A 23005-nucleotide genomic window follows, 5' to 3' on the forward strand; every position below is an offset into this window, starting at 1 on the left:
CTTCTGTCCTATTCATGCGCCAGGCATATCGATCTGAACCACTTTTCCCAGCTCTTTCCACTTTGTCACTTCGGTAACCAAGTAATCGTTGAAGCTCGCCAAGGTGCTGGTTGCGGGTTCAAAGTAAAGGCTGTCGCGCATTTTGCTGACGAGCTCTGGAGCCGCCGAGGCAGTGTTGAGCGCGTCATTCAGTTTCTTTATCACCGGCTCAGGTATGCCCTTCGGGCCTACGAGTCCGTAAAACGTGTAGTTATCTATTCCCTTTAGCTCGGCAACTCCCGTTTCCGAAAGGCTGGGCACATCGGGAAGCGCCGGCAGCCGATGCGCGCCTGTCACGGCTAGAGGCCTGATCTTGCCGGCGAGCGCCATAGGGATCGCCGCCTGTGCGATTGTCAAACCCACATGCACGGTGCCGCTAGCTGCCTGCAATGTGACGTCCTGATCGGATTTGAATGGAATATGGACCAAGTCAATACCAGTGACTTGCTTCATATACTCCATTTGCAGATGATTAGCCGCACCGACTCCGGCGGACCCATAGTTGAGTTTTCCCGGATTATTTTTTGCGTAGGTGATTAACTCACCCATGGATTTGACAGGAACCTCGGGATTGACAAAGAACACACCAGGTGCCGTGGCGACCATCCCTGCCAGCGAAAAATCTTTTAGCGGATCGTAAGGAAGGTCCTTGCGCACGCCGGGCCCTTGAGCCAGGGAGCTTCCCGTGCCGAGAAAAAAAGTATAGCCATCAGGAGGCGAATTCAGCACAGTTCTAATAGCCAATAGCTGAGAAGCGCCCACTTTGTTTTCGACAATGACTGGCGTCCCCAGAATTTCCTGCAGCTTCTGCGCATAGACGCGGGCAATCGCGTCCGTGCCTCCCCCGGCGCCGAAACCAACGATCAACCGAATCGGCCGCGACGGAAACTGCTGAGAAAAGGCTGGCCGCGAAAACACGGCGGATGCTGCGCCAAGCAGAATCGAGCGCCGGATTGAACTGGTCGTCATGTTCTCGCCTCCTTGGCCGCATGCAAATGGAACGCTTCCGGTACCTGCTCGATGCGAGAGTTACACAGATGTTCGATCAGGCCGTCGGTACCGCTGAATATCCAGCGAACCAAAACGGGGGCTTGACCCGGATAATGAATATTTCCGTAGACAGTGACCCTGTTCGGCCGAACGATGAACTCCGACAGAAACTCGACCGTCATCGTCGGCACTTGTGCAATGAAAACGCGAATAGACTGCCGCCCGGCATGGCATCTACCGCGAAAATCATCGATAGCGCCATGCTCTTCAAACAATGATGCGGCCAGTACACCGTTTCGGGATTGAAGCGCCGCAAAGTACTGGTCAATCGTGCTTTGCGTCACCATAGCCCTGATCCTTGGGGCCAGGGCCGTACGGAAAACTCGTCTTTCTGTTTTTGATATTGACGTAGCACAAACCCACTCCACCAGCCTATTTGAACAATCCTGTTCACTGTAGTCTCCTCTAGTGCGGGCCATCAACGGCTATCAGGGCAACCCGTAACCGTTGCCGCAGTATAGGGACAACATTTCCAGCCTGTCAATAAAATGGAATAAGTTCCGATTAATGAAACCGAAAGGCATATCTGCGGCTCGTTACGAGGCGTGCCATCAGCCCCCTTACGCTCCCCCAACACAAATTTCGCTCAATTTGGCAGCCAAGTCGCATATCTAATCTGCATTACTTCGTCTGTAAATTTTTCTTGTAAGTCTGGCCCCTCGTGCTGAGTACCATGCGTCCATCATCGCTCTGATCTGGAAGACGTGACTTAACCATGACTGAACTCGAAGCAGATGTAATCGTAATAGGAGCCGGCATTGCTGGATTGGTGACGGCCCTGCGCCTGACGGACAAAGGATTGAAACCCCTCGTCCTGGAACAGGGAGACCAGGAAAAGTATCCCTGCAATACCCGTATCGCAGGGGGAGCCTTTCACGTGGCCCATCAAGACGTCGCTGACGATCCCCAAGTCATTCGGCAAGCTATTGTGAGCCGTACTCAAGGGAGCGCCCGCCAAGATCTGATCGACGCTGTCGCCGACAATATCGGTGAAGCCACCCGTTGGCTTCAGAGTAAAGGCGTGCGGTTTATGAAAGTCGGCCACGAATCGTATCGCAAGCACACATTAGCGCCCCCGATTCTCACCAAAGGTCGAAACTATTGGGAAGGCCGAGGCGGTGACGTACTGCTACGAACGCTGGCTAGCGCGCTGGAAAAAGCGGGCGGCCGTATTCAACGAGGGGCCAGGGGTACGGGATTACTGATGCGCGGTGATACGTGCGTTGGCCTGCGAGTCGAGTATGCAGGCACGACGGCAGAAATTCCCACCCGAAGCGTCGTGATCTGCGACGGAGGCTTTCATTCCAATATCGATCTGCTGCGTGAATTTATCAGCCCTGCGCCCGAAAAGCTCAAACAACGTAACGCAAAGACAGGCAACGGCGACGGTTTGGCGATGGCGCGGGCCGTCGGGGCCAAGCTGACCGGATTGAACCGGTTCTATGGCCACGTCCTGGCGCAAGATGCCATGCATAATGACGACCTCTGGCCTTTTCCCATGATGGATTTTGTCTGCGCTGCAGGCATAGTGGTGAATGCATCCGGCCAACGCTTTATGGATGAGGGCTTGGGTGGGGTTACGATGGCCAATGCCATTGCCACCCAAGCAGACCCCTTGGGGGACACCGTCATATTCGACTCGGAAATCTGGAATACGGCGGGCCGGGAATACCTCATACCAGCGAACCCGACGCTTTTATCAGGCGGAGGAACACTCTACTCTGCCCCAGATTTGGCTGGCTTGGCAAATCAGCTTGAAATCCCCGTCGAGTCGCTACAACGCACTGTCGCACAATACAACCACGCCATCGAGCAGGGCCAGGGAGCTGAACTGGTCCCGGCACGCTCGAATACGACTCACAAGCCACATCTCATCAACAAGGCGCCCTTTCACGCAGTGAAGCTCTGCGCCGGCATCACCTACACGATGGGTGGCATTGCTATCGATGGCGCCGGGCGGGTCCTGGACCAACAAGACAATCCCATTTCCGGGCTGTATGCAGCCGGCTGCTCTACGGGCGGCCTTGAGGGCGGTGATGGAGGTCAAGTCGCGTACATCGGCGGACTGACTCGGTCGATGGTCATCGGATTACGTGCAGCCGACGATATCGCTGCTCATCTGACCGTTGCATAGCAGTTGAAGGAAACCACTCAACACCAGGGAGACCCAAATGCGTTTGAAGGACAAGACCGCCATCATCACGGGAGCAGGCTCCGGCCTGGGACTCGCGATTGCCAAACGCCTCGCTCAAGAAGGCGCCGCTGTCGTGATTGCCGACATCAATGAAACGTCGATCAGCGCCGCCGTAAACGAGATTCAGGCCACCGGCGCACAAGCCATCGGATATCGCATAGACGTCACAAAGCACGAAGATGTCAAGCGATTTGTCGACGACATCGCAGAAAAAACCGGCCAGATCGACATTCTCGTCAATAATGCCGGCGTCACGCGTTACCGTGCGTTTGACACGATTTCCGATCCGGATTGGCAAGCCGTGCTGGACCTGGACCTCAAGGGGGTCTTCTACGGTGCACAGGCAGTGGCTCCTCACATGGCCCGGCGCCGTTACGGAAAAATCGTCAATATTTCTTCCAGTCTCGGCACCGGAACCACGCCTGACATAGGGAAACTGTCAGCAGGAGCCAGCGCCCCGTATGCCTCAGCCAAAGCCGCTGTGATTCAGCTCACCAAGACCCTGGCACGCGAACTCGGCCCGAGCGGCGTCAACGTCAATTGTGTCGCGCCGGGATTCTTTTTGACGCCGCTCACGTCAACGACTCGCTCTCCGGAAGAAGTCAAGGAACATATCGCCTTGCGAACACGCACGACAGTGCTGAACCGTCCGGGCAAACTGGAAGAACTGGCGAACGCAGTTTTGTTCCTTGCATCCGATGAATCCAATTTTATCACGGGCCACACGATCCCCGTAGATGGCGGACGTACCGACCGGATGTAATGCGTATCATCGCAATTGAAAATCAGGGTGGCAGCTGAGCTCTTGGTGCAAAAACTCCATTAGCGCCCTGGTTTTCTTTGGAATCTGCGTACGTCGTTGCATATATAAGGAATAATCCAGCGAACCGACGAGCAGACCAGGCAAGATCTGAATCAGGCGCGAGGACCGGATATACGGTGCAGCACGGTACGTGGACGACATGACGATCCCTGCACCGCTCAATGCTGCCTCGATAGCGCCTGCGGCATCATTGGTCACGATACTGGCCTTCCTTTCCAGATCGACAATCTTTCCCCCCATCTGAAACTGCCACGGGCGGATCGTCTGCGTCATCCAGCTTCGCAGGTCGATGCACTGATGTTTGCTCAGATCTTCTACCTGCTGTGGCATGCCATGCTGCCGTATATACATCGGCGACGCGCAGAGCATGAATGGCGAAGAGATCACCCGCCGGGCGACCAAGCTTGTATCCGGCAAGGGATGGGGCAGAATGCCGACGTCGATATTTTCCGTCACGACGTCTGGAATGCGGTTCTGTATCAGCATTTCTACTTCTACGCGAGTGTTCATCTTTAGGAAACGCCCGATCGCAGGCGCAACAAAGAGAGACCCTATGCCGCAAGGCGCGGCAACACGTACTCTGCCCACTGCCTCCTCAGAGGCATTACGCAGCCGCTCCACTTCGTTGTCAATCGCGTTAACAGCCAGGGTACAGGTCTGATAGAACTGTGTCCCCTCCTCTGTGAGGCTGACTTTGCGTGTATTCCGATTAAAGAGCCTTACGCCGACCCAATTTTCCAGCTGTTTTACATGGATACTCGCCGCCTGCGGCGTAATACTGAGATCACGGGCAGCGTTGCTAAAGTTTCCCGTTTCGACGATGCGGATGAACGTTGTAATGCCCCGAACATGTTCCATGAATCACGCTCCACAATCTTTTGACGTCCAGCGATGCTCAATCCGTTTATTTAGGCAACATCATGTCGACAATCAGCCTGACCATTTCAACGTAGCTCTTCAGTAATACGTATAGAAATATGGCCCCTATTACGCTGATAGGCAGCGCCCATACGGCTTGCTCAATTGCCCAATAGACAATACCCAGTGCCAGAGCCCCCACAGACACGATCCACGCTAACCGGTCTCCATGCTTGACCAGAAAGAGCAACATGCTATAGACGCGTACAGGATCTTGGTTATCCATATTCTTTCCTTTGGTATGTTCCGTATCTGCCGATTGATCAACGATGCGGGCCGCTGGTCATTTACCTTGATAAACAGGTTTGCGCTTCTCTTTAAAGGCCGCAATGGCCTCTTTGTAATCCTGAGTAGACTGAATCACCGCCATATGAGCCGATACCGCGCGCAAGCTGGTGCGCAGATCGGTATGCAGAGATTGATACAGCAGTTTCTTGATTTCGCGCTGCTGCACAGGCGGCCCCTCGGCGATTCGCGCGGCGAACGTCATGGTCTCATTCAACAAAGCGTCATCGTCATACACACGGCTTACCAAGCCCAGTTCCAATGCCTCTTCGGCCGAGACAAAATCACCGGTCCATAAAAGCTCCAGGGCACGCGCAATGCCTACGATGCGCGGCAGGAAATAGCACCCGCCGTTGCCTGGCAACAATCCAACACGAACATAGCCCTCCGACAGCCGCGCCGAACGCCCCGCAAAGCGGATATCGCACATCAGGGCCATGTCCATCCCTGCCCCGACAGCAGCCCCGTTCACGGCAGCGATCAATGGTTTTTCAAACTCTTCAACGGCGCGGGCGACATTGTGCGTCACGCCATGCAGGCGGTCCATGCGTTCCAGAGGCGTAGGCGACCCGCCGTTCGGGTCGTTGGCGCGCCGGCCCAGGTCACCGCCCGAGCAAAACGCATCGCCCGCACCTGTCAGCACAAAGCAACTCACTCCGGGATCCGCATTGGCATCGCGCAATGCCTGGCATAGCAACTCGAGCATTGCTTCGCTTTGCGCATTTTTCTTTTCCGGACGGTTCAAACGCGCCAGGACGACGCGACCTTCACGTTGGATCTCTAGATCGGCCATGATTACCTCCTGATAAGTCAGTGTTTTTTGGGGGAACGGTGGCGGGCATGCTCTTCGCGCGCCTCGGCCATCGCCGCCTTGAGCGGACCGTTGATCCAGCGCTTGATATCTTTGAACGCGTCTGCTGGTTTGTCGCCCAGACGCGCAGCGGCGCTGGCTGCCGCCTGCCGCAACTCTGCGCGCGGAACGACGCCTTGGATCAGTCCCCGCGCTGCGGCCTCGGCAGCCGGCATGCGGCGCCCGGTCAAAATCAGGTCCGCCGTCACAGCGCGGCCTCCCAGCGTCTGCACGATGTTGGCGCCTGAAAAGCTGGCGATACCGATATCGATTTCGGGCAGAGACAAGGTCGCCTCTTGCACCGCCACGCACGAATCGGCCAGCATGGCGAGCATGGCGCCACCACCGATGGCAGCGCCGTTCAATGCGACTACCACAGGTTTTCCGCTGTCCATCACGGCATCCTGCAAGGCTGCCGTACTTGCCGAGCGGCGCGCGCGCTGCGCTGCCTCATCGCCGTCGGGAGCCGTCTCCCGAACGTCAACGCCTGCGCTAAAGATCTTCTCGCCCGCAGCGGTGAGTACGATGGCCTTGACCCTCTCATCGTCATTGGCACGCACAATCGCCTCGGTCACACACCGGGACATGTCGACCGTCATGGCATTGGCTTTGGCAGGACGATCCAGGGTGATCCAGGCGATGCCTTCGGACTGTTCAATCGTTACTTCTTCGCTCATGGTTGTGTCTCAGGATTTTTTGAATTCATCGGTGTAGAAATCGCGCAGGCCGCAGCGTTCCTGCAGGACCTTTCGAGCGGAGTCGATCAGAATCGGCGCGCCGCAGATGTAAAGCTCATGGCCACTCAAATCCGGAAAATCTTGTGCGATGACATCTTGCACAAAGCCGGTTTTTCCCTGCCATTGATCCTCAGGCAGAGGCTGCGCGAGCACAGGCACATAGCGCAGGCCAGCGCGCGCCTCCCAACTGCGCGCCAACTCGTCCATGTACAGATCCGCCGGACGGCGTCCGGCCCAGTAGAACGCCACTGGGCGACGCGACCCTTCGTGAATCAGTTGCTCGACCATGGCCTTGATCGGTGCAAAGCCCGTGCCGCTGGCCACAAAGACGATCGGCCTCTCGGTGCTGCGCCGGATCGCAAAGATACCCAGCGGACCCTCCATGCGAATGAGGTCGCCGGCTTTCAGTTTCTCGAACACATGTGTACTCAGGACGCCGCCATAGTTTTTTAAATGCAGCTCGACAAAACCATCTTGCCCAGGGGAATTGGCAATCGACACACAGCGGCGGACGGATGCGCCCAGCACGACATTCACATGCTGCCCAGCCGCGAACTTCACCGCGTCTCCCTCGGCTAGCTTCAGAGTGATGCGCATGACATCGCTCGCGACACGCTCCAGCTCATGCACGCGGCTCATGATGCGGCGTACCGGAATATCCGCGGTCTCGTCGATCATGTTCAATTCCAGTGTGACCGGCGAGTGCGCGCGGGACTGGCACAGCAGCGCCAGTCCTTCGGCCTCCTCGGCCGGCGTCAGCGCGCAATCCTTCGGCGTGGCGCGCTCCACGTCGCCTTCCAGAATCCGGACTTTGCAGGTGCCGCAGCGGCCACTGCTGCAACTGTGCGGCACAATATGGCCTTGCCGCAACGCGGCCGCCAGCAGGGTTTCGTCCTCGCCGCAGGTATAGGTCAAGCCCAGCGGACGGCAGTGAATTTCATGCTGCATAGAACCTCCCTTCAGGCGCCATGGCCATCAGGCTTGCGTGACACGACGAGGGCATCGGCCGCGACCACCCCGTCCTTGGCCAAGAACAGCGGGTTGACATCGACCTCCTGGACTGTCTCTCGATTGGCCCAGACAAATTCAGACAATGCCACCAGGGCACGCGCCGCCGCGCTCACATCCAGGATTGCCCCACCGCGCGCACCGTCAAAAATCGGGCGGCAACGAAGCTCGTCCAACATTTCCATGGCCGTCGACTCGTCAAAGGGCGCGAGCCGGTACGACACATCCTTGAGAATCTCTGCGTAGATGCCGCCCGCCCCCACCATGACGACTGGGCCAAATACCTCGTCGTTCACGCTACCGGCAATGAGTTCAAAACCGCCGCCCACCATTTCCGACACCAGCACGCCGTCGATCTTCGCACCCGGGGCCAGGCGAGCCGCATTGGACAACACTTCGTCGATCGCGGTGCGTACTTCGCCTTCGGTGCGCAAGTTCAGCTTCACGCCACCCACTTCTGACTTGTGGGGGATGTCGCGCGAGACGATCTTGGCCACCGCCGGAAACTTGAAACCTTTCAAGTCGGGCATCTGTCCTGCCGGCAGCAGCACGTCACGCGTCACCGGAACACCCGCCTCAGACAGAATGGCCTTGGACTCCATTTCGGAGAACACGTCACCCACCTTGATGGCTGCCGGCGTCCCGCGCTCGCCTGCAACGGCGGTCTGACTGCGCTTGATCCGATCCAGACGCAGCAGGACCCCCAATGCGTTGGCAGCGCGCGATGGAGACGGAAATACGGGCACTCCGCCATCTGCGAACACCTGGCGCGCCTCGCCGTTGATGGACTTTGGCGTCGATGAAAAGACCACCACAGGTTTGTCGTAATCCCGGGCAACGCGTGTCAGCACCTTGGCAGCGACCAAACTGCCCGATGCGCCGGTGGTGGCGATGTTGACGCATATGCCGCCGACAGCACGGTCCTCGATGACTGCGCGCAGCGCGATTTCCAGCTTGTCCTGGTTACCCTCGGCGAAGTATCCCGCCGTGAGGTCGATCGGGTTGTGAATCGCGCCAATGCTAGGCACCACCGGAGCCAGACGTTCCTGCGTCTGTGCGGACAGGTCGCATAGTTTCAGGCCCTGGCGCGCACCGGCGTCCGCGAAAACAATGGCCGAGCCACCGGAAACGCCCATTACAGCGATTCCCGGTTCCTGCAACCGCTTGCCCGACTGCAACAGTTTCAGGTAGTCGACGATTTCGTGCAGCTCGGTGATCTCGACAATGCCGCTCTGCTTATACAAGGCCCGGTAGAAGTCATAGGTACCGGTCATACTCGCCGTGTGCGACTCGGCGGCGCGTGCGCCTTCTTCGGTCACGCCGCCCTTCCAGAGCAAGACAGGCTTGCCCGCCGCCAGCGCCCTGCGGCCCGCGGCCAAGAGACGGCGGCCATCCCGGGTACCTTCTATATAGGCAACGATGCACTGCGTCTGGTCATCGTCGACGAGCGATTCGATGAAGTCCACCGTATCGATGTCGCTCTCGTTCCCCGTCGCGATCACATGACGAAAGCCTATGCCCTCCTCTGCGCATGCCAGCGCGATGCTGTAGCCGAATCCCCCGCTTTGCGTCACCAGCGACACGCCACCGCGCGCTAGCTTGGGTTCGCGCGTAATACTGCCAAACGCAGCGTAGACGCCTGCGTGGATGTTGGCAAAGCCCAGACAGTTCGGGCCCACCAGGCGGATTCCAGCGCCGCGTGCGATCTCCAATAACCGCCGCTCGCGCTCGATGCCTTCTTCTCCGCTTTCCCGGAAACCGCCGCTCAGGATCAGCGCATACTTCACTTTCTTGGTCGCACATCCTTCCATCACGGGCAGAACGGCCTTGGCCGGTACACCGATGATCACCAGATCGACATCCGCGCCAATGGCCTCCACGGAGGGATAGCACGTCAGGTCGTCAAAGTGCTCATACTTGGGATTGACCGGGTAGATCTTTCCTGCGAAGCCATTGGCGCGCAATGCCCGCAGCGCCTGCGTGCCCGGCCTGCCGGTCTCTTCCGAAACGCCGACGATGGCGATGGATCGTGGTTCCAACAAATATTTGAAATTGCTCATGATTGTTCAACTCATTGGGTTGTGGCACTGCATCGATCGAGGTTGCGCCGTTTCCGGGGCACCGGCATCCAGGATGGCTGCCCGCATTGGATCAATTTAGAAACCAGTTCCGTTTAATAAAATCCGAAAAAAATTACGTCGGCTCGGTACAGACCGTGCCCAGTCCCGTCCAGTACTGCAGTTCCGTTCCAGGGGTTGCCACTTCCTCGCGATGCAGCTGCTGCAGCAGGACGCCGTCCATGCGAAAAACCGTCAGTGACGCCGCGACGGGACCTGCCTCCGTAGCCATCGGTTTGACACTGGCAGCCACCAGCACGCGCGCGTCGCCATCCATGGAAAACGTCCGCACGTGGAACGACTCGGTATCAGCATGCTGTACCGGTGCCACCTTGCCGCTGGTCGGATCTATCTCGAATACGGCTATGTTGTTCTCACCACCCCCGAACACCTGTCGCCCCTGCTGTTCAATAACGCCATCGGCCCGGTTCGCCACATACACGGCGCGGCCGTTAGGATGAACGTGGATGGGGCCGGCCAATTGCCGCTGCTTGGCGTTGCCGGGATCTCGAAGCGTGGACAATGTCTGCAAGGGCTGCGGATCGATCAACGAGCCGTCCAGCGCGAACACGTGCAAGCAATTAAATCGCTCGTCCGAGACATACAGCCAGCGGCCGGAAGGATGAAACGCGACGTGGCGCGGCCCAAAGCCATACCCTTCATTAGGCGCTACGACCTGCCCTGCCCCCAGTTGCCCATCGGTCATGCGATACGTACGCAGGGCGCCAGGATCTTCAGGCCGTTCGTCCTTGGGCGAATTGCCGCGGTCCACGATAAGCGCATAGTCCCCTCCAGGCAACGTCATGACTTGATGGGGATAGATGCCGAAATCCTGGACCTCATGCTGCGCAACCGCCGCCCCGATCGAACCATCCGGGTTCAGCGCGTGCACGGTGAGATTTCCGCCGCCGAAATTATGGCCGCTCAACAAGAACGGCCCGGAAGGATGCACGCAGATATGTACGGGACGCGCCGGAAGGATCTGCGACTGGCCGAGGGGCTGCAGGCTGCCGTCTGCGGCGATGCTCCACGCACTGACGTGATTTTCCAGTGACGCCTGACGGGGACCGGCGCTGGAGGTTCCCACATACAGGACCGGTAGACTGGGATGACGCCACGCGTATTGCACTTTTGCAGGCATGTCTGCACCACCGCGCAGTGCCAGACGGCCGGTCTGCGGGTCGAGATGATAGACACTCAGCCTCGAGCCCACCGCGCTGTAGAAGCACAGCGGCCGCGAACGACTGCCGTTCACAGACGTGTTCATTGGCCCGCTCCTGTAACGCCGGTGCTGAACATCGGAATGGCCCAGCCGCCTTCGGTCGGCTTGAACACCACGCGCACGATATCCCCGATGCGAATTCGATCCAGATCACAATCGACAATATTGGTCATCAGCGTGGGGCCTTCCTGCAGTGTCACATAAGCAATGCAGTACTGCTCTCCGCGGCGGGTCACACTATAGGTGTAGATCGTGCCCAGGCCGCTGGCCTCGACCCATTCCACACGGTCACTCCAGCAGAATGGGCAGATCGCGCGCGGATAATGGTGGGTCTTGCCGCAGGCCGAGCAGCGTTTGAGCAGCAAGCGGCCCTCTTTGGCGGCAGCGAAATAGGCCTCGTCACCTGGGTTCATCGCCGGGTCGGCCAGTTTGGCTTCGTCATTGGTTTGCATACGCTTACTCCCTGCCCATGATCAGTGTCGCTGCGCCGTGACGGTGACCGATCGCGCCGCCGACGCCGGTAGCCAAGGCGAACTGACAGTCCTGCACTTGCACCTTGGGATGCGCCTCGCCGCGCAATTGGCGCACCGCCTCGATGATCTTCGTCATCCCCCCGCGGTTGGACGGATGGTTGTTGCACATTCCGCCGCCGTCCGTATTGAACGGCAGGCGGCCCACACCGGATATCAAATTGCCATCGGATACGAACCTGCCACCCTCGCCCTTGGCGCAGAAACCCAGATCCTCTAGCTGCAACAGGACCGTGATGGTGAAGCTGTCGTAAATGGAGGCGTACTGAATGTCGGCCGGGCTCAGTCCCGCCTCCGCAAAGGCGCGTGGCCCAGTCCAGGCAACCCCCGTATAGGTCAGATCAATCTCTCCGCCGTCCTGATGCTTGGTGGTTTCACCGGTGCCCAGCACGCTGACCACAGGACGCTTCAATGAACGGGCGATCTCAGGCCGGGCAACGATGATCGCGCCGCCCCCGTCGGTGACCACACACGAATCCATGCGCCGCAGCGGATCAGCGATCATGGGTGATGCCAGCACGTCCTCCACACTGAGCACATCGCGCAGCATGGCGTTCGGGTTGTGCTGGGCATGATGCGACGCCGCCACCTTGACCCAGGCCAATTGCTCGCTTGTCGTGCCGAACTCGTACATATGGCGCATGGCGCACATCGCGTACAAATTCAGCGTCACCGGACGATAGGGAATCTCGAATGGCGTTTCCGGCAGATTCGATCCGCGCACACGCACTTGCGTACCGGACACCCCCTCGGATCTCGGGCGGCCCGCCAGCGTGATCAGCGCCACATTGCATTTTCCCGCGGCGATAGCTTGCGCAGCGTGCGCCACGTGGATCAGGTAGGAACACCCGCCCATGTCAGTGGAATCGATATGCCGCAACTGCCTCAGGTTCAGATAATTGGCCATGGACCACGGGTTGGCCCCGGGGGAATCGCCGGCGCAGAAATAGCCGTCGATGTCATTCTTGTCCAGGCCGGCGTCGGCCAGAGCACCGACGGCGACCTCGGCATGCAGCCGCGCCAGCGAGTGCTCCGGCGCATGGCGCAGGGGATGTTCGTAGGCGCCCACAATGCACGCCTTGCCTCGGATACTCACGCTATCTCCTCCATGATCTGGTCTGGGCTTGCTGCCCTCTGGCCTCGGGAACGATCAATCTATGTTCGTTCCGACGGCCCAGCCAAAAAGTTTCATTCATCAAAACTAATGTCACTGTGTGGATATCATGGTAGCATGACGACCGGTCAAGACAACAGCGCGAATTCCGTTTTTTTCGAACATTCGCGCGGAAATCACGAAGGAGATAGCCATGAATTCGGTCCCTACGGTCCGATACGAGGTGAACGATCAGCTCGCCGTCATTACGGTTGATAACCCGCCCGTCAATGCCATGGCGCCGGGAATGCGCGAGGAAATTGTTGCCGGCATCGAACGCGCGAATGCGGATCCCGCCGTACAAGCCATCGTTCTGACAGGCGCCAATCGCAATTTCATTGCGGGCGCAGATATCCGGCAGTTCGGCAAAGCCCGCGGAATTTCCAGCGCCGAGAGCACCGCTGCCATCGTCCAGAGCGCGAAACCCATTGTGGCTGCCATTGAGGGGTACTGCCTGGGTGGCGGACTCGAGCATGCATTGGCCTGTCACTACCGCGTTGCCGCGCCCAGCGCACGCATGGGATTGCCGGAAATAAAGATCGGGCTGATTCCCGGCGGCGGCGGGACGCAACGGCTGCCCCGGCTAGTAGGCGCCCGTGCCGCCCTGGACCTCATCCTGAGCGGACGGCACGTTGACGCCAAAGAAGCGCTGGCCCTGGGCATCGTGGATCTCGTCACGGAACAGCCTGTGCTGGGGGCCGCGCGCGACCTGATTCAGCGCCGCTCACCCGCGGCCCCCCTGCCCCACGTGGACAGCATGACGATCCAGGATGCCGACGAGCGCGTATTCGCCGAGGCACGCAAACGCACCGCACGCCAACGCATCAAGGCTGCGGCCTATGCGATCGAGCTGGTCGAGGCAGCGACCTCGCGATCCGTCCCGGAAGGCATGGCCCTGGAGCGCGCCCGATTCTCCGAACTAGAGGGCTCCGACGAATCGCGTGCATTGCGTTATGCCTTTTTTGCCGAGCGCACCTCGGCCAAGGTCCCCGGAGCACCCGAAGACTACCGGCCGCCACGCGTAACGCGGCCTGCCGTCATTGGTGCAGGCACCATGGGGGGAGGTATTGCCATGGCCTTTGCCGACGCCGGCATCGCCGTCCGCCTGCTGGATGCCAGCGCCGAGGGCCTGGAACGCGGCATACAGCGTATCGCGGCCAACTATGCCGCCAAGCTAAAGCGCAACACGATCACCGAGGACGAGATTCGTGAACGCATGGCGCTCATCCAGCCAACGCTCAGTTACGACGATATCGTCGATTGCGACGCGGTGATCGAGGCCGTATTCGAGCGTATTGACCTGAAGCTTGAAATTTTCTCCAAGCTGGACAGGATCATGGGTCCCGATGCGCTGCTGTTGACGAACTCGTCGGCCATTGACATCAACACGATCGCGAGCGCGACGCAGCGTCCGCATATGGTGGCGGGATCTCACTTCTTTGCACCGGCCAACGTGATGAAGCTATGCGAAATCGTTAAAGGCGACGCCTCCTCGATAGAAACGATCCTGCGCGCGGCGAAGATGGGCCGCGACCTGGGCAAGATCAGCGTCATTGCCGGCAGCTGCGATGGTTTCGCCGCCAACCGCAGCCGCGCGCCGCTGGTGACCGAAATGATGCTGCTGCTCGAGGAAGGCGCATTGCCGCAGCAGATCGACAAGGTAATGATGGATTTCGGCTATCCAATGGGCCCCTTCGCTGTCAGTGATCTGTCCGGGCTGGATGTCAGTTATGACACGCGCAAACGGCGTGCGGCCGCCAATCCCGAATACCGCAAGCTGCATGTTCCCGACCGCCTGGCAGAAATGGGCCGTCACGGCCAGAAGGTCGGCGCCGGCTGGTATCGCTACGAAGCCGGCAGCCGCACGCCGATGCCGGACCCAGTGGTGGCTGAGGTCATTGCGGGCGTCGCGCGCGACTTCAATATTCCGCAGCGCCAGTTCAGCGACGACGAAATTCTGCGACGCCTGCTATTCGCCTCAGTGAACGAAGCCTGCAAGATCATTGACGAAGGCAAGGCACTGCGCGCCAGCGATATCGATGTGATGTGGCTCAACGGCTTTGGCTTCCCGCGGCACCGTGGGGGTCTGCTGTACTGGGCGGACAGCATCGGCGCGGACAATATCTACCGGCAGATCAGCGAATGGCATGCAGCCTATGGAAAGCGGTGGCAACCCAGCCGACTGCTTGCCAGCATCGCTGCTGCCTCCGGACAACTGCGCGAGGCCACCGCTGCCTGAGCAATCGGCGCCGCCAAAACGGCGCCCTCGAAGCTTTTGGACTATGTATCATCATGACTACAGCCTCTCCTGAGACCATCACCGAGCAACCTTTCAAAACCTGGCAATGCATTCTGTGCGGCTTCATTTACGAAGAAGCCGCCGGCATCCCCGAAGAAGGCATTCCACCTGGAACGCGATGGGACGACATACCTGATACGTGGATTTGTCCCGAATGTTCTGCCACGAAGGTCGATTTCGAAATGATCGAAATCTAAAAACAACAAGGCCGCCTTTTGGGCGGCCTTGTTGTAGCGTAGTGCTATCGCGGCCAAATGGCCGCATTGACGTCAAATCCGATTAAGCACCCGTCCGCCATCGACCAGTAATGACGTCCCGGTCACAAACGCCGACTCATCCGACGCCAGATAAAGCGCGGCATTGGCGACATCCCAGGCAGAGCCATGCCGCCGCAGAGGGATCTTGGCCAACCGCTCCGCCTCGACCTGCTCGCGAGGCTGTTTCCAGTGTTCTATGCGACGGCCAATTGCCATCGGGGTCGCGATCAAACCGGGCAGAATCGAATTGGCGCGAATACCGTACTCGGCATTCTGCAGGGCCAATTGCTCGGTGAACGCGACCACGCCTGCTTTGCTGGCCTTATAGGCGACATAGGGATACCGGCCCACAGCTGCGGCCGAAGCGATATTGACGATCACCCCGCTGCGTTGCTCACGCATGATACGCACTGCGTGTTTGCATGCGAAAACGGTCCCCCGCAAGGTGACGCGACAGACGAAGTCGAAATGCTCCTCGTCGATGTCCATCAGATCGGCGTCGCCGCCTGCCAACGACACTCCCACATTGTTGTGCAGGATATCAACGCTGCCCCAGGCGTCGCGCGCCTGAAGAATGGCCGCCTCCAGATCCTGTTCGCGCGTCACGTCTGCCGCGCATGCCTCAGCCTCGAAGCCTTCCTTTTTGATGATTTCTGCGGTCTCTTGCGCGGATTCCAGATTGCGATCTACCGAAAGAACTCTGGCGCCCTCGCGGGCGAAACGCAGCGCGGTCGCGCGCCCGTTCCCCAGCCCCTCGCCCGGACTTTGCCCCGCTCCGATCACGATGGCTACTCGTCCCTCCAGGCGTTTGCTGGGGGTCCAGCCTTCCATACTGCTATCGCTATGCATTGCTGCCGTCTCCAGTTGGTATCTCGAATATCACGTTCCGCCCTCGTCTATTTCAGCCGCTTGGCGAGTGTCATATGTTAGCTCATTAATTCTAATCATCAGTATTAGTTCCGATGAATAAAACTACGAAGCGCTTGAAATGAAGAGACCGTGCGAAGATGAAATGAACGGGCATGCTGCTGGACATCGAGCATGAACTCGCCGAGCGGAGAGAATCACGCGCGACCGCAGCCTTTCCAGGGCTCAGTCATGCAACTGGCACTGCGGTGCGCTTGAGTGAGGAAGCGGCGAACAGATCCCGCCGATGGCCTAAGAGGCGCGTTGTTCAGGCAACGCCGGCCCCTCCGCCGAATTGGCGGCTGATCTCGGCTGCCGATTGAACGACTAGTTTGATCAGCGCCTTTTCGTTGGCCTGAATACGTACGGAAGCACCACCCAACGAAAGGCAGTATTTCACCTCTTCGTTGACATCGAAGATCGGTGCGGAAATGGCGCTCACACCCAATAGGCGTTCGCCATGCGAGACCGCATAGCCTGCCTGGTGGACGGCCTTGAGCTCTTCTTGAATGGCCGTTTGAGTACGTTTGGTGCCTTTGGCCACCGCGGGCAAAAATGCCGACAGCTCTTTTTTCGGCATATATGCCAGCAAGATTTTGGACGCAGAGCCCGCCAGCAGGGGAACCTGCTCTCCGGGCTGCACCACGCTGCGCAACGTCGTTGCGGCCGCGACGGACTCGATGCAAACCCGATTGGAGCCAATCACCGTATGAATCGAGGTTGCTTCTTGGGTTTTTTGAGAGAGGTCCGCCATCACAGGACGGGCAATCTCGCGGATCCCCAAAGTGCTTTTGACCATACCGGCCAAGCGCAGGAATCGAAGCGACAAGCAGTATTGCCGGTCATCCATACGCACCAGGTAGCCGGCTTTCTCCAGGCTCTGCACAATACGGAATGCGGTGGATTTGGGTAGCTCGATGTGATCGGCCAGTTCCTGCAGCGACAGACTATTACGCTCCGCGCTGAAGCTCTCGAAGATCGCCATAATCCGTTGAACTGAGCGCATCATAAGCAGCCTCGTATAGACTCGGTTAACTGGACGGTCGCAGGCCCGTAGACGCAGGATGCCCGATTCAAGATGATTGCCTCATAGGCGTCCGGGTTTCTACCACTGAAATACTAACCGGCCAGCGATGCGCGAGTATAGCATTACTGCAGTGTTCAACCTCACGCTGTGATTCTCTTTTCACCGTCTGCGCCCTCAGTCCTTCGCCCCTGCGTGGTGGCATGCCGACGGACTGCCATCCTACCCGAACAATCTGATTAACGAATTTAGTTTCTTTTATCGAAACCTGGCCAAAGCTCCGTTTCGACCGGAAATAGGGCTTTCCTTCCCATAAAGTTCCACTGAATAAAACCAATGCTATTAAATAAAACTTTGTGCTAAGATTTCTCTGACGCCACCATGCAGCGCGGCAGGAGTTCCTCGCGGCAGAACGGCTACGCCAAACTCTTATCGGAGGTTTTCCAAATGATTTACACGCGCAGTGGCGCCGACGCATTGGCGCAACGCAGGGTCATCGTCTCGCCGGGGACCGGCATCGAGCACTGGGGAACGGTCTATTTCGGCCCCCGCTCTTCGAATACTCACGCCCCTGGACCGCAGGCCACGATGTCGGAACTCAACGCCAACGAATCTATCGTTCCGCACTTTCACGGCGTCTCCATGTTTCAGCTGTTCCTGGCAGGCTCGGGCGAAATCGGCAACCGCGGCCAAAAACTGCAGCCGCTGACCGTGCAGTTCAAAGATCATCACACCGCATACGGCCCGATCGCAGCCGGACCGCAAGGTCTGACTTTCGTTGCATTGCGCATGTTCACGGGCAACTCGGAACCCGTATACCTGAGCTCACCCGACTACCGAGACCGGATCAAACCCAGCAAGCGCCGCAACCTGGCTTCTGAGCCCGTCGGCTTTTCTATCGAGCCGGTCATGAGATCGCGCAAAGAACCTCAATGGGAGACGGTTCTCAAGGGCGATGATGAGATGCATGCACAGGTCGTGCGCCTGGGTGCCGGAATGAAGACGTTAGGTCCCGACCCGAGCAAAAGCGGCGGGTATTACATATTCGTCGGCAATGGCAGCTTGGTGCACAAAGGCGAAGAATTAGGCCTGTGGTCCATGGTCGTGGTCGAAAGCAACGAAGCAGAATTCACGATCCAGGCTGGGGAAAACGGGCTCGAGGCCTTGGTACTGGAATACCCCGCCAGCGATCTTGAATAAGGCGGCTTGAGCTTTCGCGCCGCACGATTTCACCGGCCATCCTGGGACGGCCGGTGCGGGCGCTTTGTTTGCACTTGAATAGGAAGGCAAGCGCTACCTCGTGAATTGATTCAGGAGCTGGGCATTCCAAAAGAATAGCGCCAAGAGCCTACACTAAAAACGTAGGCTACGCCTATCATCTACCGGGAGAAACGATGAAAGTCCAGGGTCAATGTCATTGTGGCGCTATTGCGTATGAGGCAGAGGTCGAACCGGGTACGATTTCCATCTGCCACTGCGCTGATTGCCAAATGCAGTCCGGTTCCGTTTTTCGCACCAATATTCCTGCACCCGCAGATAAATTCCGGCTGTTGAAAGGAATCCCTAAGCGGTATTTGAAGGTTGCGGATAGCGGAACCAAGCGCATTCATGCCTTTTGCGACAACTGCGGTGGGCCGGTTTATGCCTGCGCGGCCGACAATCCGCAAACTTATTCTCTGCGCGTCGGCACGTTAAAGCAACGCTACGAGCTGGGACCGCCCGTGCGACAGATTTGGGCCAAACGCAGATTCTCCTGGCTTGCTCCGCTCGGAGCTGTCCAGACATTCGATAATCAGCCTTAAGCGGCCGACAGTGCCTGCGTCCGGCAGCAGCATCAGCAGCAGCGGCGGCAGTGGCACAAACACCAACGCCGCTCCTGCAACGCCGGCAAGTCAAGCGCCCAGCGGTACAACATCACCTGAGCGCTGACGGGGTAGTTGATCATCTATATCAGAAACACTCCTTTTCCGGTGGTTTGCTTGTCAAACAGCCGGTACGCCTCTTCGGCCTGATCTAATTGCCAATAGTCAGTAAATACCGCGTCGGCATCGACTTTCTTGTCGGCGATGAACTGCGCGCATTCTGCCTGGATGATCGTCGAGAATGTCCACGAACCCATCACCGTAATCTGGCGGCGCAACAGATCCGGACTGACGTCGACCTTCAGTTCGCCGCCCTCGCCGACAAAACATGTTTTGCCCCATACTTTCAGGCATCGAATCGCTGCAATACGCCCCGGCCCCGAGCCTGAGCTGTCCATCGAGGAATCCGCCCCATAGCCACGGGTCAGGTCTTTGATGGCGCTCACCGGGTCGTCCTGGGCGGGGTTGATCACATGATCGGCGCCAAACTCGATCGCGCGCCGCAAACGATCGGCGTTGATGTCCAATGCAATGACTCGGGCGCCCATCGCGCGCGCCAACTGTGTGCCCGCCAAGCCGACCGGGCCCTGGCCAAAGATCGCGATCGTCTCGTTGCCGGATAGCGCCAGGCGACGCAAAGCCCCATAAGCCGTCCCCGTGCCGCAGGAAATCGCGGCGCCCGCTGCGAATGACAGTGTGTCAGGCAACGGCACCAAGGTCATGGCGGGAACCTTGAAGTAATGCGCATGGCAGCCATGATCGTTATTGCCATAGGTACGGCTGGGCGCTTCCTGACACAGCTGTTGCCAGCCCGAACGGCACAGGCTGCACGCGCTGCAGCCGGAATAATGATGCACCATCACTCGATCACCTACACGACCGAATGACTCCGGCACGGCTGAGCCCAGCGCCACGATAACCCCGCAAGGCTCATGCCCCGCGATCAATGGACCAGACTGATACTGGAATTTTTCGCTCATTGGCGTGCCCACCGGACGCCGGTAGTAGATCAGATCACTGCCGCACATTCCTGAAGCCTTGATCTCGATGACCGCATCTAACGGCCCCGGAGTGGGGTCCGGCATCTCGATGATTTCCACCTGGCGATCGCCAGGAAACGTAATCGCACGCATATAAGAAATTCTCCTGGATTAAGCGTCGCCAAACACTATTCGCGCGGCAGATTCAACTGCGCCGCGAGCTTGTTCATCTGAGCGGCCTCATCGTTCAGATACCGGTTGAACTGATCCGGCGTCATGAAAGTCGTATCGGCGCCCTCCGATTTCAATCGTGTGCCGACCTCAGTCTGCAGCGCATACTTCAGGGCGTCCGAGAGCTTTTCTATCGCGGCTGGCGGGGTTCCCTCGCGCACTAACAAGCCGAGCCAGACTGTGTAGGAATAGTCGAATCCCAGCTCCTTGAACGTGGGCACCTGCGGCAAGGGCTGTATGCGTTCGGTCGACGTGACGGCCAGCGGCCGCAAACGGCCAACTTCAATAAAGGGCGCCGAGCCGATGTAGGCGTCGAAGATCATTCCGACACGGCCCGCAGCCACATCGGGTAGGGCTTCCCCGTTGCCTTTATAAGGAACATGCAGGATATTCAGCCCCTCGGAACGGACGAACTGTTCCGCAGCCAGATGCGGCGCGCTGGCCGTGCCACCGGAGGCGAACGTAATATTGTGCGCCCGGGCATCGGCGATATAGTCCTTTGGCGACTTATATGGCGTGTCGCCGCCGACCACCATCAAAAAAGGTGAACGCGCCATGATCCCGACGCCGGTGAAATCTTTGATGCTGTATCCCGGATTCTTTTTCGTCACAGGCACGGACAAGAATCCCAACGATTGCGCCAGTACGGTGTAGCCGTCAGCAGGCAGTTCCTTGACTGCGCGCGTGCCAACCATCGTGTCGCCTCCGGGCCGATTCTCGACCACGATAGTCTGCCCCAACTTTTCTCCCATTTTCTGGGCCACCAGGCGCGCCGTAATATCTGTCGCCCCGCCTGGCGGCGTAGCAACAATCAATCGTATGGGTCTGCTGGGATAGTCGCCCGCCGCGTATGCCGGCGTGCTTGCAAAAGCACCGGTCGCCATCACCGCAGCAACGGCTACAAAAAACCGCTCACGCAGGACTCCCTGCTTACGGGTTTCACGTTCTTCCAACATTGTCGTCTCCTCGATTTTGGTGAGTTGCTGGTAACGCTTGTTCCATCGCCTGGAGTCCTCCCTCCCCAGGCGACGTGATCCTTCGTTCCATCCGGAACGTGTGGCACGAACTTGGCAATCAGGCCGTTTGACTACGTTCGCGCGCGGCCTCCTGTTCTAATGACGTCTTTATTTGAACTTGGCTGTAGTGAGGTTTTCCCGCCATGATGGCCAAGATACTGATGATCGCGACTGCCACGACGTAGCCGTAGAAGAGCCACAAACTGCCATTCTGATAGGCAATCAACGCCGTCGCGATGATCGGCAAAGGACCCGCAAACAAGGCCCCGGACATTTGATATCCGATTGAAATGCCCGAATATCGGACGGATGTAGGGAACATTTCAGCGAACAGGGCCTGTTGCGCTGCGTAGCTGGCCGAATGACCAATGCCCAGTACGAGTGCGTAGCTGATCACCAGCCACATATAGGACTGCGTTTGCGCCACAGCAAACAGGGGAATGCTGGCAATGGGCAGAACAATCAATCCAGCGACAAAAACCTTGCGGCGTCCTACCCTGTCAGACAATTTGCCGAACAATGGCAGCGTGCACATCTCTACGGCTGCACCCACGCACACAGCAGCGAGCATCTGCGTCTGTGTAAATCCAAGACGCGTGACGCCGTAGGACACCATGGCCACCGCGCAAGTCCAGAAGAACGTGTTCGGTGCTCCCTGCGCCAGCATGACGGATATCAATTGACGTGGATACTTCCGGACCACGGTCACAAAGGGAATACGCTCAATCGCACCTTGCCGTTTGGCTTTTTCGAAGTCAGGCGATTCGGCCATACGCTTGCGAATCAGCACACCTACCACCAGCATCAACGCACTGAACAGAAATGGCACCCGCCATCCCCAGGTCATCATCGCGTCGTTATCCAGGTAAGTCATCAGAACGAACGTCCCGTTGCCCAGCAGCAAACCCAGGAATGATCCTATCTGTGGCACGCTGCCGTAGAAACCCCGCTTGGATTTCTCCGCATGCTCCACCACCGTCACAACGGCGCCGCCGTACTCCGCACCTACTGACAGCCCTTGCACAATACGCAGCAGCACCAGCAAGACCGCTCCCGTCGATCCTGCGTTGTCATAGGTGGGCAGCATTCCAATCATCATGGTCGCCAGTCCCATGATGATGAAACTCCAAAGCAGAATTTTTTTTCTTCCTATTCTGTCGCCCAGGTGGCCGGCTACCACCCCGCCTATCGGCCTGGCAATCCATGCCGTGGCAAAGGCCATGAACCCCAGCATCGTCCCTGTCGTGTCATCGAACGTGGGAAAAAACAGCTTGTTCAGAAACAACGCCGATAGCACGCCAAAAATATAAAAGTCATACCACTCGATCGTCGCGCCGATAAACGTGGAGGCCACGACGAATCGGCGTTGACGCGGATCGCTAGAACCAATATCAGTTGCCATGCGGTCTATCTCCGTTATTTTGGACCTTGTTCCATTCAACAACGTCTATATAAGGCGGCCCAGCCAACCCAACGGCGTCGGAATAGCGGCCGCCTTTTGGGC

General features: G+C 58.3%; 22 protein-coding genes. 6 read left to right on the forward strand and 16 right to left on the reverse strand.

Annotated elements, in window-relative coordinates:
• Positions 1–12: 12 nt before the first annotated feature.
• Together ACYVI2_RS00180 and ACYVI2_RS00185 are read right to left on the reverse strand one after the other, a co-directional pair.
• Positions 13–1008, reverse strand: coding sequence for a Bug family tripartite tricarboxylate transporter substrate binding protein (locus ACYVI2_RS00180; protein ID WP_415819389.1), 996 nt, complete (start codon positions 1006–1008; stop codon positions 13–15).
• Positions 1005–1376 carry a hypothetical protein gene (locus tag ACYVI2_RS00185; RefSeq protein ID WP_415819387.1) on the reverse strand — a complete coding sequence of 124 codons (372 nt, stop codon included), beginning with the start codon at positions 1374–1376 and terminating at the stop codon, positions 1005–1007. Before ACYVI2_RS00185 ends, ACYVI2_RS00180 begins: the two co-directional genes overlap by 4 nt.
• A gap of 428 nt (positions 1377–1804) precedes the next feature.
• Here ACYVI2_RS00185 and ACYVI2_RS00190 point away from each other — a divergent pair, with 428 nt between their 5' ends.
• A complete protein-coding gene (locus ACYVI2_RS00190) occupies positions 1805–3223 on the forward strand; it encodes an FAD-dependent oxidoreductase (protein ID WP_415819386.1) in 1419 nt (472 codons plus the stop codon).
• A 37-nt stretch (positions 3224–3260) separates the two neighbouring features.
• Complete coding sequence (locus tag ACYVI2_RS00195; protein ID WP_415819385.1) at positions 3261–4046, forward strand: SDR family NAD(P)-dependent oxidoreductase; 786 nt, start codon at positions 3261–3263, stop codon at positions 4044–4046.
• Between the two features lie 6 nt (positions 4047–4052).
• On the opposite strand, the gene ACYVI2_RS00200 is transcribed toward ACYVI2_RS00195, so the two are convergent.
• The 9 genes from ACYVI2_RS00200 to ACYVI2_RS00240 form a co-directional block, all read right to left on the reverse strand.
• Positions 4053–4964 carry a LysR family transcriptional regulator gene (locus ACYVI2_RS00200; RefSeq protein ID WP_415819384.1) on the reverse strand — a complete coding sequence of 304 codons (912 nt, stop codon included), beginning with the start codon at positions 4962–4964 and terminating at the stop codon, positions 4053–4055.
• Positions 4965–5010: 46 nt separating this feature from the next.
• The gene (locus ACYVI2_RS00205) at positions 5011–5250 is read right to left on the reverse strand and encodes a hypothetical protein (RefSeq protein ID WP_415819383.1); all 240 of its coding nucleotides are present in this window, start codon (positions 5248–5250) and stop codon (positions 5011–5013) included.
• Positions 5251–5307: 57 nt separating this feature from the next.
• Positions 5308–6102, reverse strand: a complete 795-nt coding sequence (locus tag ACYVI2_RS00210) for an enoyl-CoA hydratase/isomerase family protein (RefSeq protein ID WP_415819382.1) — start codon at positions 6100–6102, stop codon at positions 5308–5310.
• 17 nt (positions 6103–6119) lie between these two features.
• Positions 6120–6836, reverse strand: a complete 717-nt coding sequence (locus tag ACYVI2_RS00215; protein WP_415819380.1) for an enoyl-CoA hydratase/isomerase family protein — start codon at positions 6834–6836, stop codon at positions 6120–6122.
• Positions 6837–6845: 9 nt separating this feature from the next.
• Positions 6846–7844 carry a 2Fe-2S iron-sulfur cluster-binding protein gene (locus ACYVI2_RS00220; RefSeq protein WP_415819379.1) on the reverse strand — a complete coding sequence of 333 codons (999 nt, stop codon included), beginning with the start codon at positions 7842–7844 and terminating at the stop codon, positions 6846–6848.
• An 11-nt stretch (positions 7845–7855) separates the two neighbouring features.
• Complete coding sequence (locus tag ACYVI2_RS00225; protein ID WP_415819378.1) at positions 7856–9964, reverse strand: acetate--CoA ligase family protein; 2109 nt, start codon at positions 9962–9964, stop codon at positions 7856–7858.
• A 133-nt stretch (positions 9965–10097) separates the two neighbouring features.
• Entirely contained in the window at positions 10098–11288 is a 1191-nt protein-coding gene (locus ACYVI2_RS00230) for a lactonase family protein (protein WP_415819377.1), read from the reverse strand.
• Complete coding sequence (locus ACYVI2_RS00235) at positions 11285–11695, reverse strand: Zn-ribbon domain-containing OB-fold protein (protein WP_415819376.1); 411 nt, start codon at positions 11693–11695, stop codon at positions 11285–11287. The genes ACYVI2_RS00230 and ACYVI2_RS00235 overlap by 4 nt, the downstream gene beginning before the upstream one ends.
• 4 nt (positions 11696–11699) lie before the next feature.
• Complete coding sequence (locus ACYVI2_RS00240) at positions 11700–12869, reverse strand: thiolase domain-containing protein (protein WP_415819375.1); 1170 nt, start codon at positions 12867–12869, stop codon at positions 11700–11702.
• A 211-nt stretch (positions 12870–13080) separates the two neighbouring features.
• On the opposite strand from ACYVI2_RS00240, the gene ACYVI2_RS00245 reads away from it, so the two are divergent.
• Positions 13081–15165, forward strand: coding sequence for a 3-hydroxyacyl-CoA dehydrogenase NAD-binding domain-containing protein (locus tag ACYVI2_RS00245; RefSeq protein ID WP_415819374.1), 2085 nt, complete (start codon positions 13081–13083; stop codon positions 15163–15165).
• Positions 15166–15218: 53 nt separating this feature from the next.
• Positions 15219–15422 carry a rubredoxin gene (locus tag ACYVI2_RS00250; protein ID WP_415819372.1) on the forward strand — a complete coding sequence of 68 codons (204 nt, stop codon included), beginning with the start codon at positions 15219–15221 and terminating at the stop codon, positions 15420–15422.
• Between the two features lie 72 nt (positions 15423–15494).
• Here ACYVI2_RS00250 and ACYVI2_RS00255 read toward each other — a convergent pair whose 3' ends face one another.
• Both ACYVI2_RS00255 and ACYVI2_RS00260 read right to left on the reverse strand, forming a co-directional pair.
• Positions 15495–16331, reverse strand: a complete 837-nt coding sequence (locus ACYVI2_RS00255) for an SDR family NAD(P)-dependent oxidoreductase (RefSeq protein ID WP_415819370.1) — start codon at positions 16329–16331, stop codon at positions 15495–15497.
• A gap of 325 nt (positions 16332–16656) precedes the next feature.
• Complete coding sequence (locus ACYVI2_RS00260) at positions 16657–17397, reverse strand: IclR family transcriptional regulator (RefSeq protein ID WP_415819369.1); 741 nt, start codon at positions 17395–17397, stop codon at positions 16657–16659.
• A gap of 462 nt (positions 17398–17859) precedes the next feature.
• Here ACYVI2_RS00260 and ACYVI2_RS00265 point away from each other — a divergent pair, with 462 nt between their 5' ends.
• Together ACYVI2_RS00265 and ACYVI2_RS00270 are read left to right on the forward strand one after the other, a co-directional pair.
• Positions 17860–18612, forward strand: coding sequence for a hypothetical protein (locus tag ACYVI2_RS00265; protein ID WP_415819368.1), 753 nt, complete (start codon positions 17860–17862; stop codon positions 18610–18612).
• A gap of 194 nt (positions 18613–18806) precedes the next feature.
• Entirely contained in the window at positions 18807–19214 is a 408-nt protein-coding gene (locus ACYVI2_RS00270; protein ID WP_415819367.1) for a GFA family protein, read from the forward strand.
• A gap of 143 nt (positions 19215–19357) precedes the next feature.
• On the opposite strand, the gene ACYVI2_RS00275 is transcribed toward ACYVI2_RS00270, so the two are convergent.
• The 3 genes from ACYVI2_RS00275 to ACYVI2_RS00285 all read right to left on the reverse strand — a co-directional run bounded on the left by ACYVI2_RS00275 (position 19358) and on the right by ACYVI2_RS00285 (position 22903).
• Positions 19358–20407: a zinc-dependent alcohol dehydrogenase family protein gene (locus tag ACYVI2_RS00275; RefSeq protein WP_415819366.1), complete on the reverse strand. Its 1050-nt coding sequence runs from the start codon at positions 20405–20407 to the stop codon at positions 19358–19360.
• A gap of 35 nt (positions 20408–20442) precedes the next feature.
• Positions 20443–21441: a Bug family tripartite tricarboxylate transporter substrate binding protein gene (locus ACYVI2_RS00280; protein WP_415819365.1), complete on the reverse strand. Its 999-nt coding sequence runs from the start codon at positions 21439–21441 to the stop codon at positions 20443–20445.
• Positions 21442–21559: 118 nt separating this feature from the next.
• The gene (locus ACYVI2_RS00285) at positions 21560–22903 is read right to left on the reverse strand and encodes an MFS transporter (RefSeq protein WP_415819364.1); all 1344 of its coding nucleotides are present in this window, start codon (positions 22901–22903) and stop codon (positions 21560–21562) included.
• Positions 22904–23005 lie beyond the last annotated feature (102 nt).

Source organism: Bordetella tumbae (assembly GCF_054780995.1).

What these genes read in the sequence shown, in the direction of transcription:
- ACYVI2_RS00265 (WP_415819368.1), top strand. Translation starts at nt 17,860, where the DNA reads ATGATTTACACGCGCAGTGGCGCCGACGCATTGGCGCAACGCAGGGTC.
- ACYVI2_RS00260 (WP_415819369.1), bottom strand. Translation starts at nt 17,397, where the DNA reads ATGATGCGCTCAGTTCAACGGATTATGGCGATCTTCGAGAGCTTCAGC.
- ACYVI2_RS00245 (WP_415819374.1), top strand. Translation starts at nt 13,081, where the DNA reads ATGAATTCGGTCCCTACGGTCCGATACGAGGTGAACGATCAGCTCGCC.
- ACYVI2_RS00220 (WP_415819379.1), bottom strand. Translation starts at nt 7,844, where the DNA reads ATGCAGCATGAAATTCACTGCCGTCCGCTGGGCTTGACCTATACCTGC.
- ACYVI2_RS00200 (WP_415819384.1), bottom strand. Translation starts at nt 4,964, where the DNA reads ATGGAACATGTTCGGGGCATTACAACGTTCATCCGCATCGTCGAAACG.
- ACYVI2_RS00275 (WP_415819366.1), bottom strand. Translation starts at nt 20,407, where the DNA reads ATGCGTGCGATTACGTTTCCTGGCGATCGCCAGGTGGAAATCATCGAG.
- ACYVI2_RS00235 (WP_415819376.1), bottom strand. Translation starts at nt 11,695, where the DNA reads ATGCAAACCAATGACGAAGCCAAACTGGCCGACCCGGCGATGAACCCA.
- ACYVI2_RS00180 (WP_415819389.1), bottom strand. Translation starts at nt 1,008, where the DNA reads ATGACGACCAGTTCAATCCGGCGCTCGATTCTGCTTGGCGCAGCATCC.
- ACYVI2_RS00255 (WP_415819370.1), bottom strand. Translation starts at nt 16,331, where the DNA reads ATGCATAGCGATAGCAGTATGGAAGGCTGGACCCCCAGCAAACGCCTG.
- ACYVI2_RS00285 (WP_415819364.1), bottom strand. Translation starts at nt 22,903, where the DNA reads ATGGCAACTGATATTGGTTCTAGCGATCCGCGTCAACGCCGATTCGTC.
- ACYVI2_RS00215 (WP_415819380.1), bottom strand. Translation starts at nt 6,836, where the DNA reads ATGAGCGAAGAAGTAACGATTGAACAGTCCGAAGGCATCGCCTGGATC.
- ACYVI2_RS00230 (WP_415819377.1), bottom strand. Translation starts at nt 11,288, where the DNA reads ATGAACACGTCTGTGAACGGCAGTCGTTCGCGGCCGCTGTGCTTCTAC.
- ACYVI2_RS00190 (WP_415819386.1), top strand. Translation starts at nt 1,805, where the DNA reads ATGACTGAACTCGAAGCAGATGTAATCGTAATAGGAGCCGGCATTGCT.
- ACYVI2_RS00185 (WP_415819387.1), bottom strand. Translation starts at nt 1,376, where the DNA reads ATGGTGACGCAAAGCACGATTGACCAGTACTTTGCGGCGCTTCAATCC.
- ACYVI2_RS00250 (WP_415819372.1), top strand. Translation starts at nt 15,219, where the DNA reads ATGACTACAGCCTCTCCTGAGACCATCACCGAGCAACCTTTCAAAACC.
- ACYVI2_RS00225 (WP_415819378.1), bottom strand. Translation starts at nt 9,964, where the DNA reads ATGAGCAATTTCAAATATTTGTTGGAACCACGATCCATCGCCATCGTC.
- ACYVI2_RS00205 (WP_415819383.1), bottom strand. Translation starts at nt 5,250, where the DNA reads ATGGATAACCAAGATCCTGTACGCGTCTATAGCATGTTGCTCTTTCTG.
- ACYVI2_RS00210 (WP_415819382.1), bottom strand. Translation starts at nt 6,102, where the DNA reads ATGGCCGATCTAGAGATCCAACGTGAAGGTCGCGTCGTCCTGGCGCGT.
- ACYVI2_RS00195 (WP_415819385.1), top strand. Translation starts at nt 3,261, where the DNA reads ATGCGTTTGAAGGACAAGACCGCCATCATCACGGGAGCAGGCTCCGGC.
- ACYVI2_RS00280 (WP_415819365.1), bottom strand. Translation starts at nt 21,441, where the DNA reads ATGTTGGAAGAACGTGAAACCCGTAAGCAGGGAGTCCTGCGTGAGCGG.
- ACYVI2_RS00270 (WP_415819367.1), top strand. Translation starts at nt 18,807, where the DNA reads ATGAAAGTCCAGGGTCAATGTCATTGTGGCGCTATTGCGTATGAGGCA.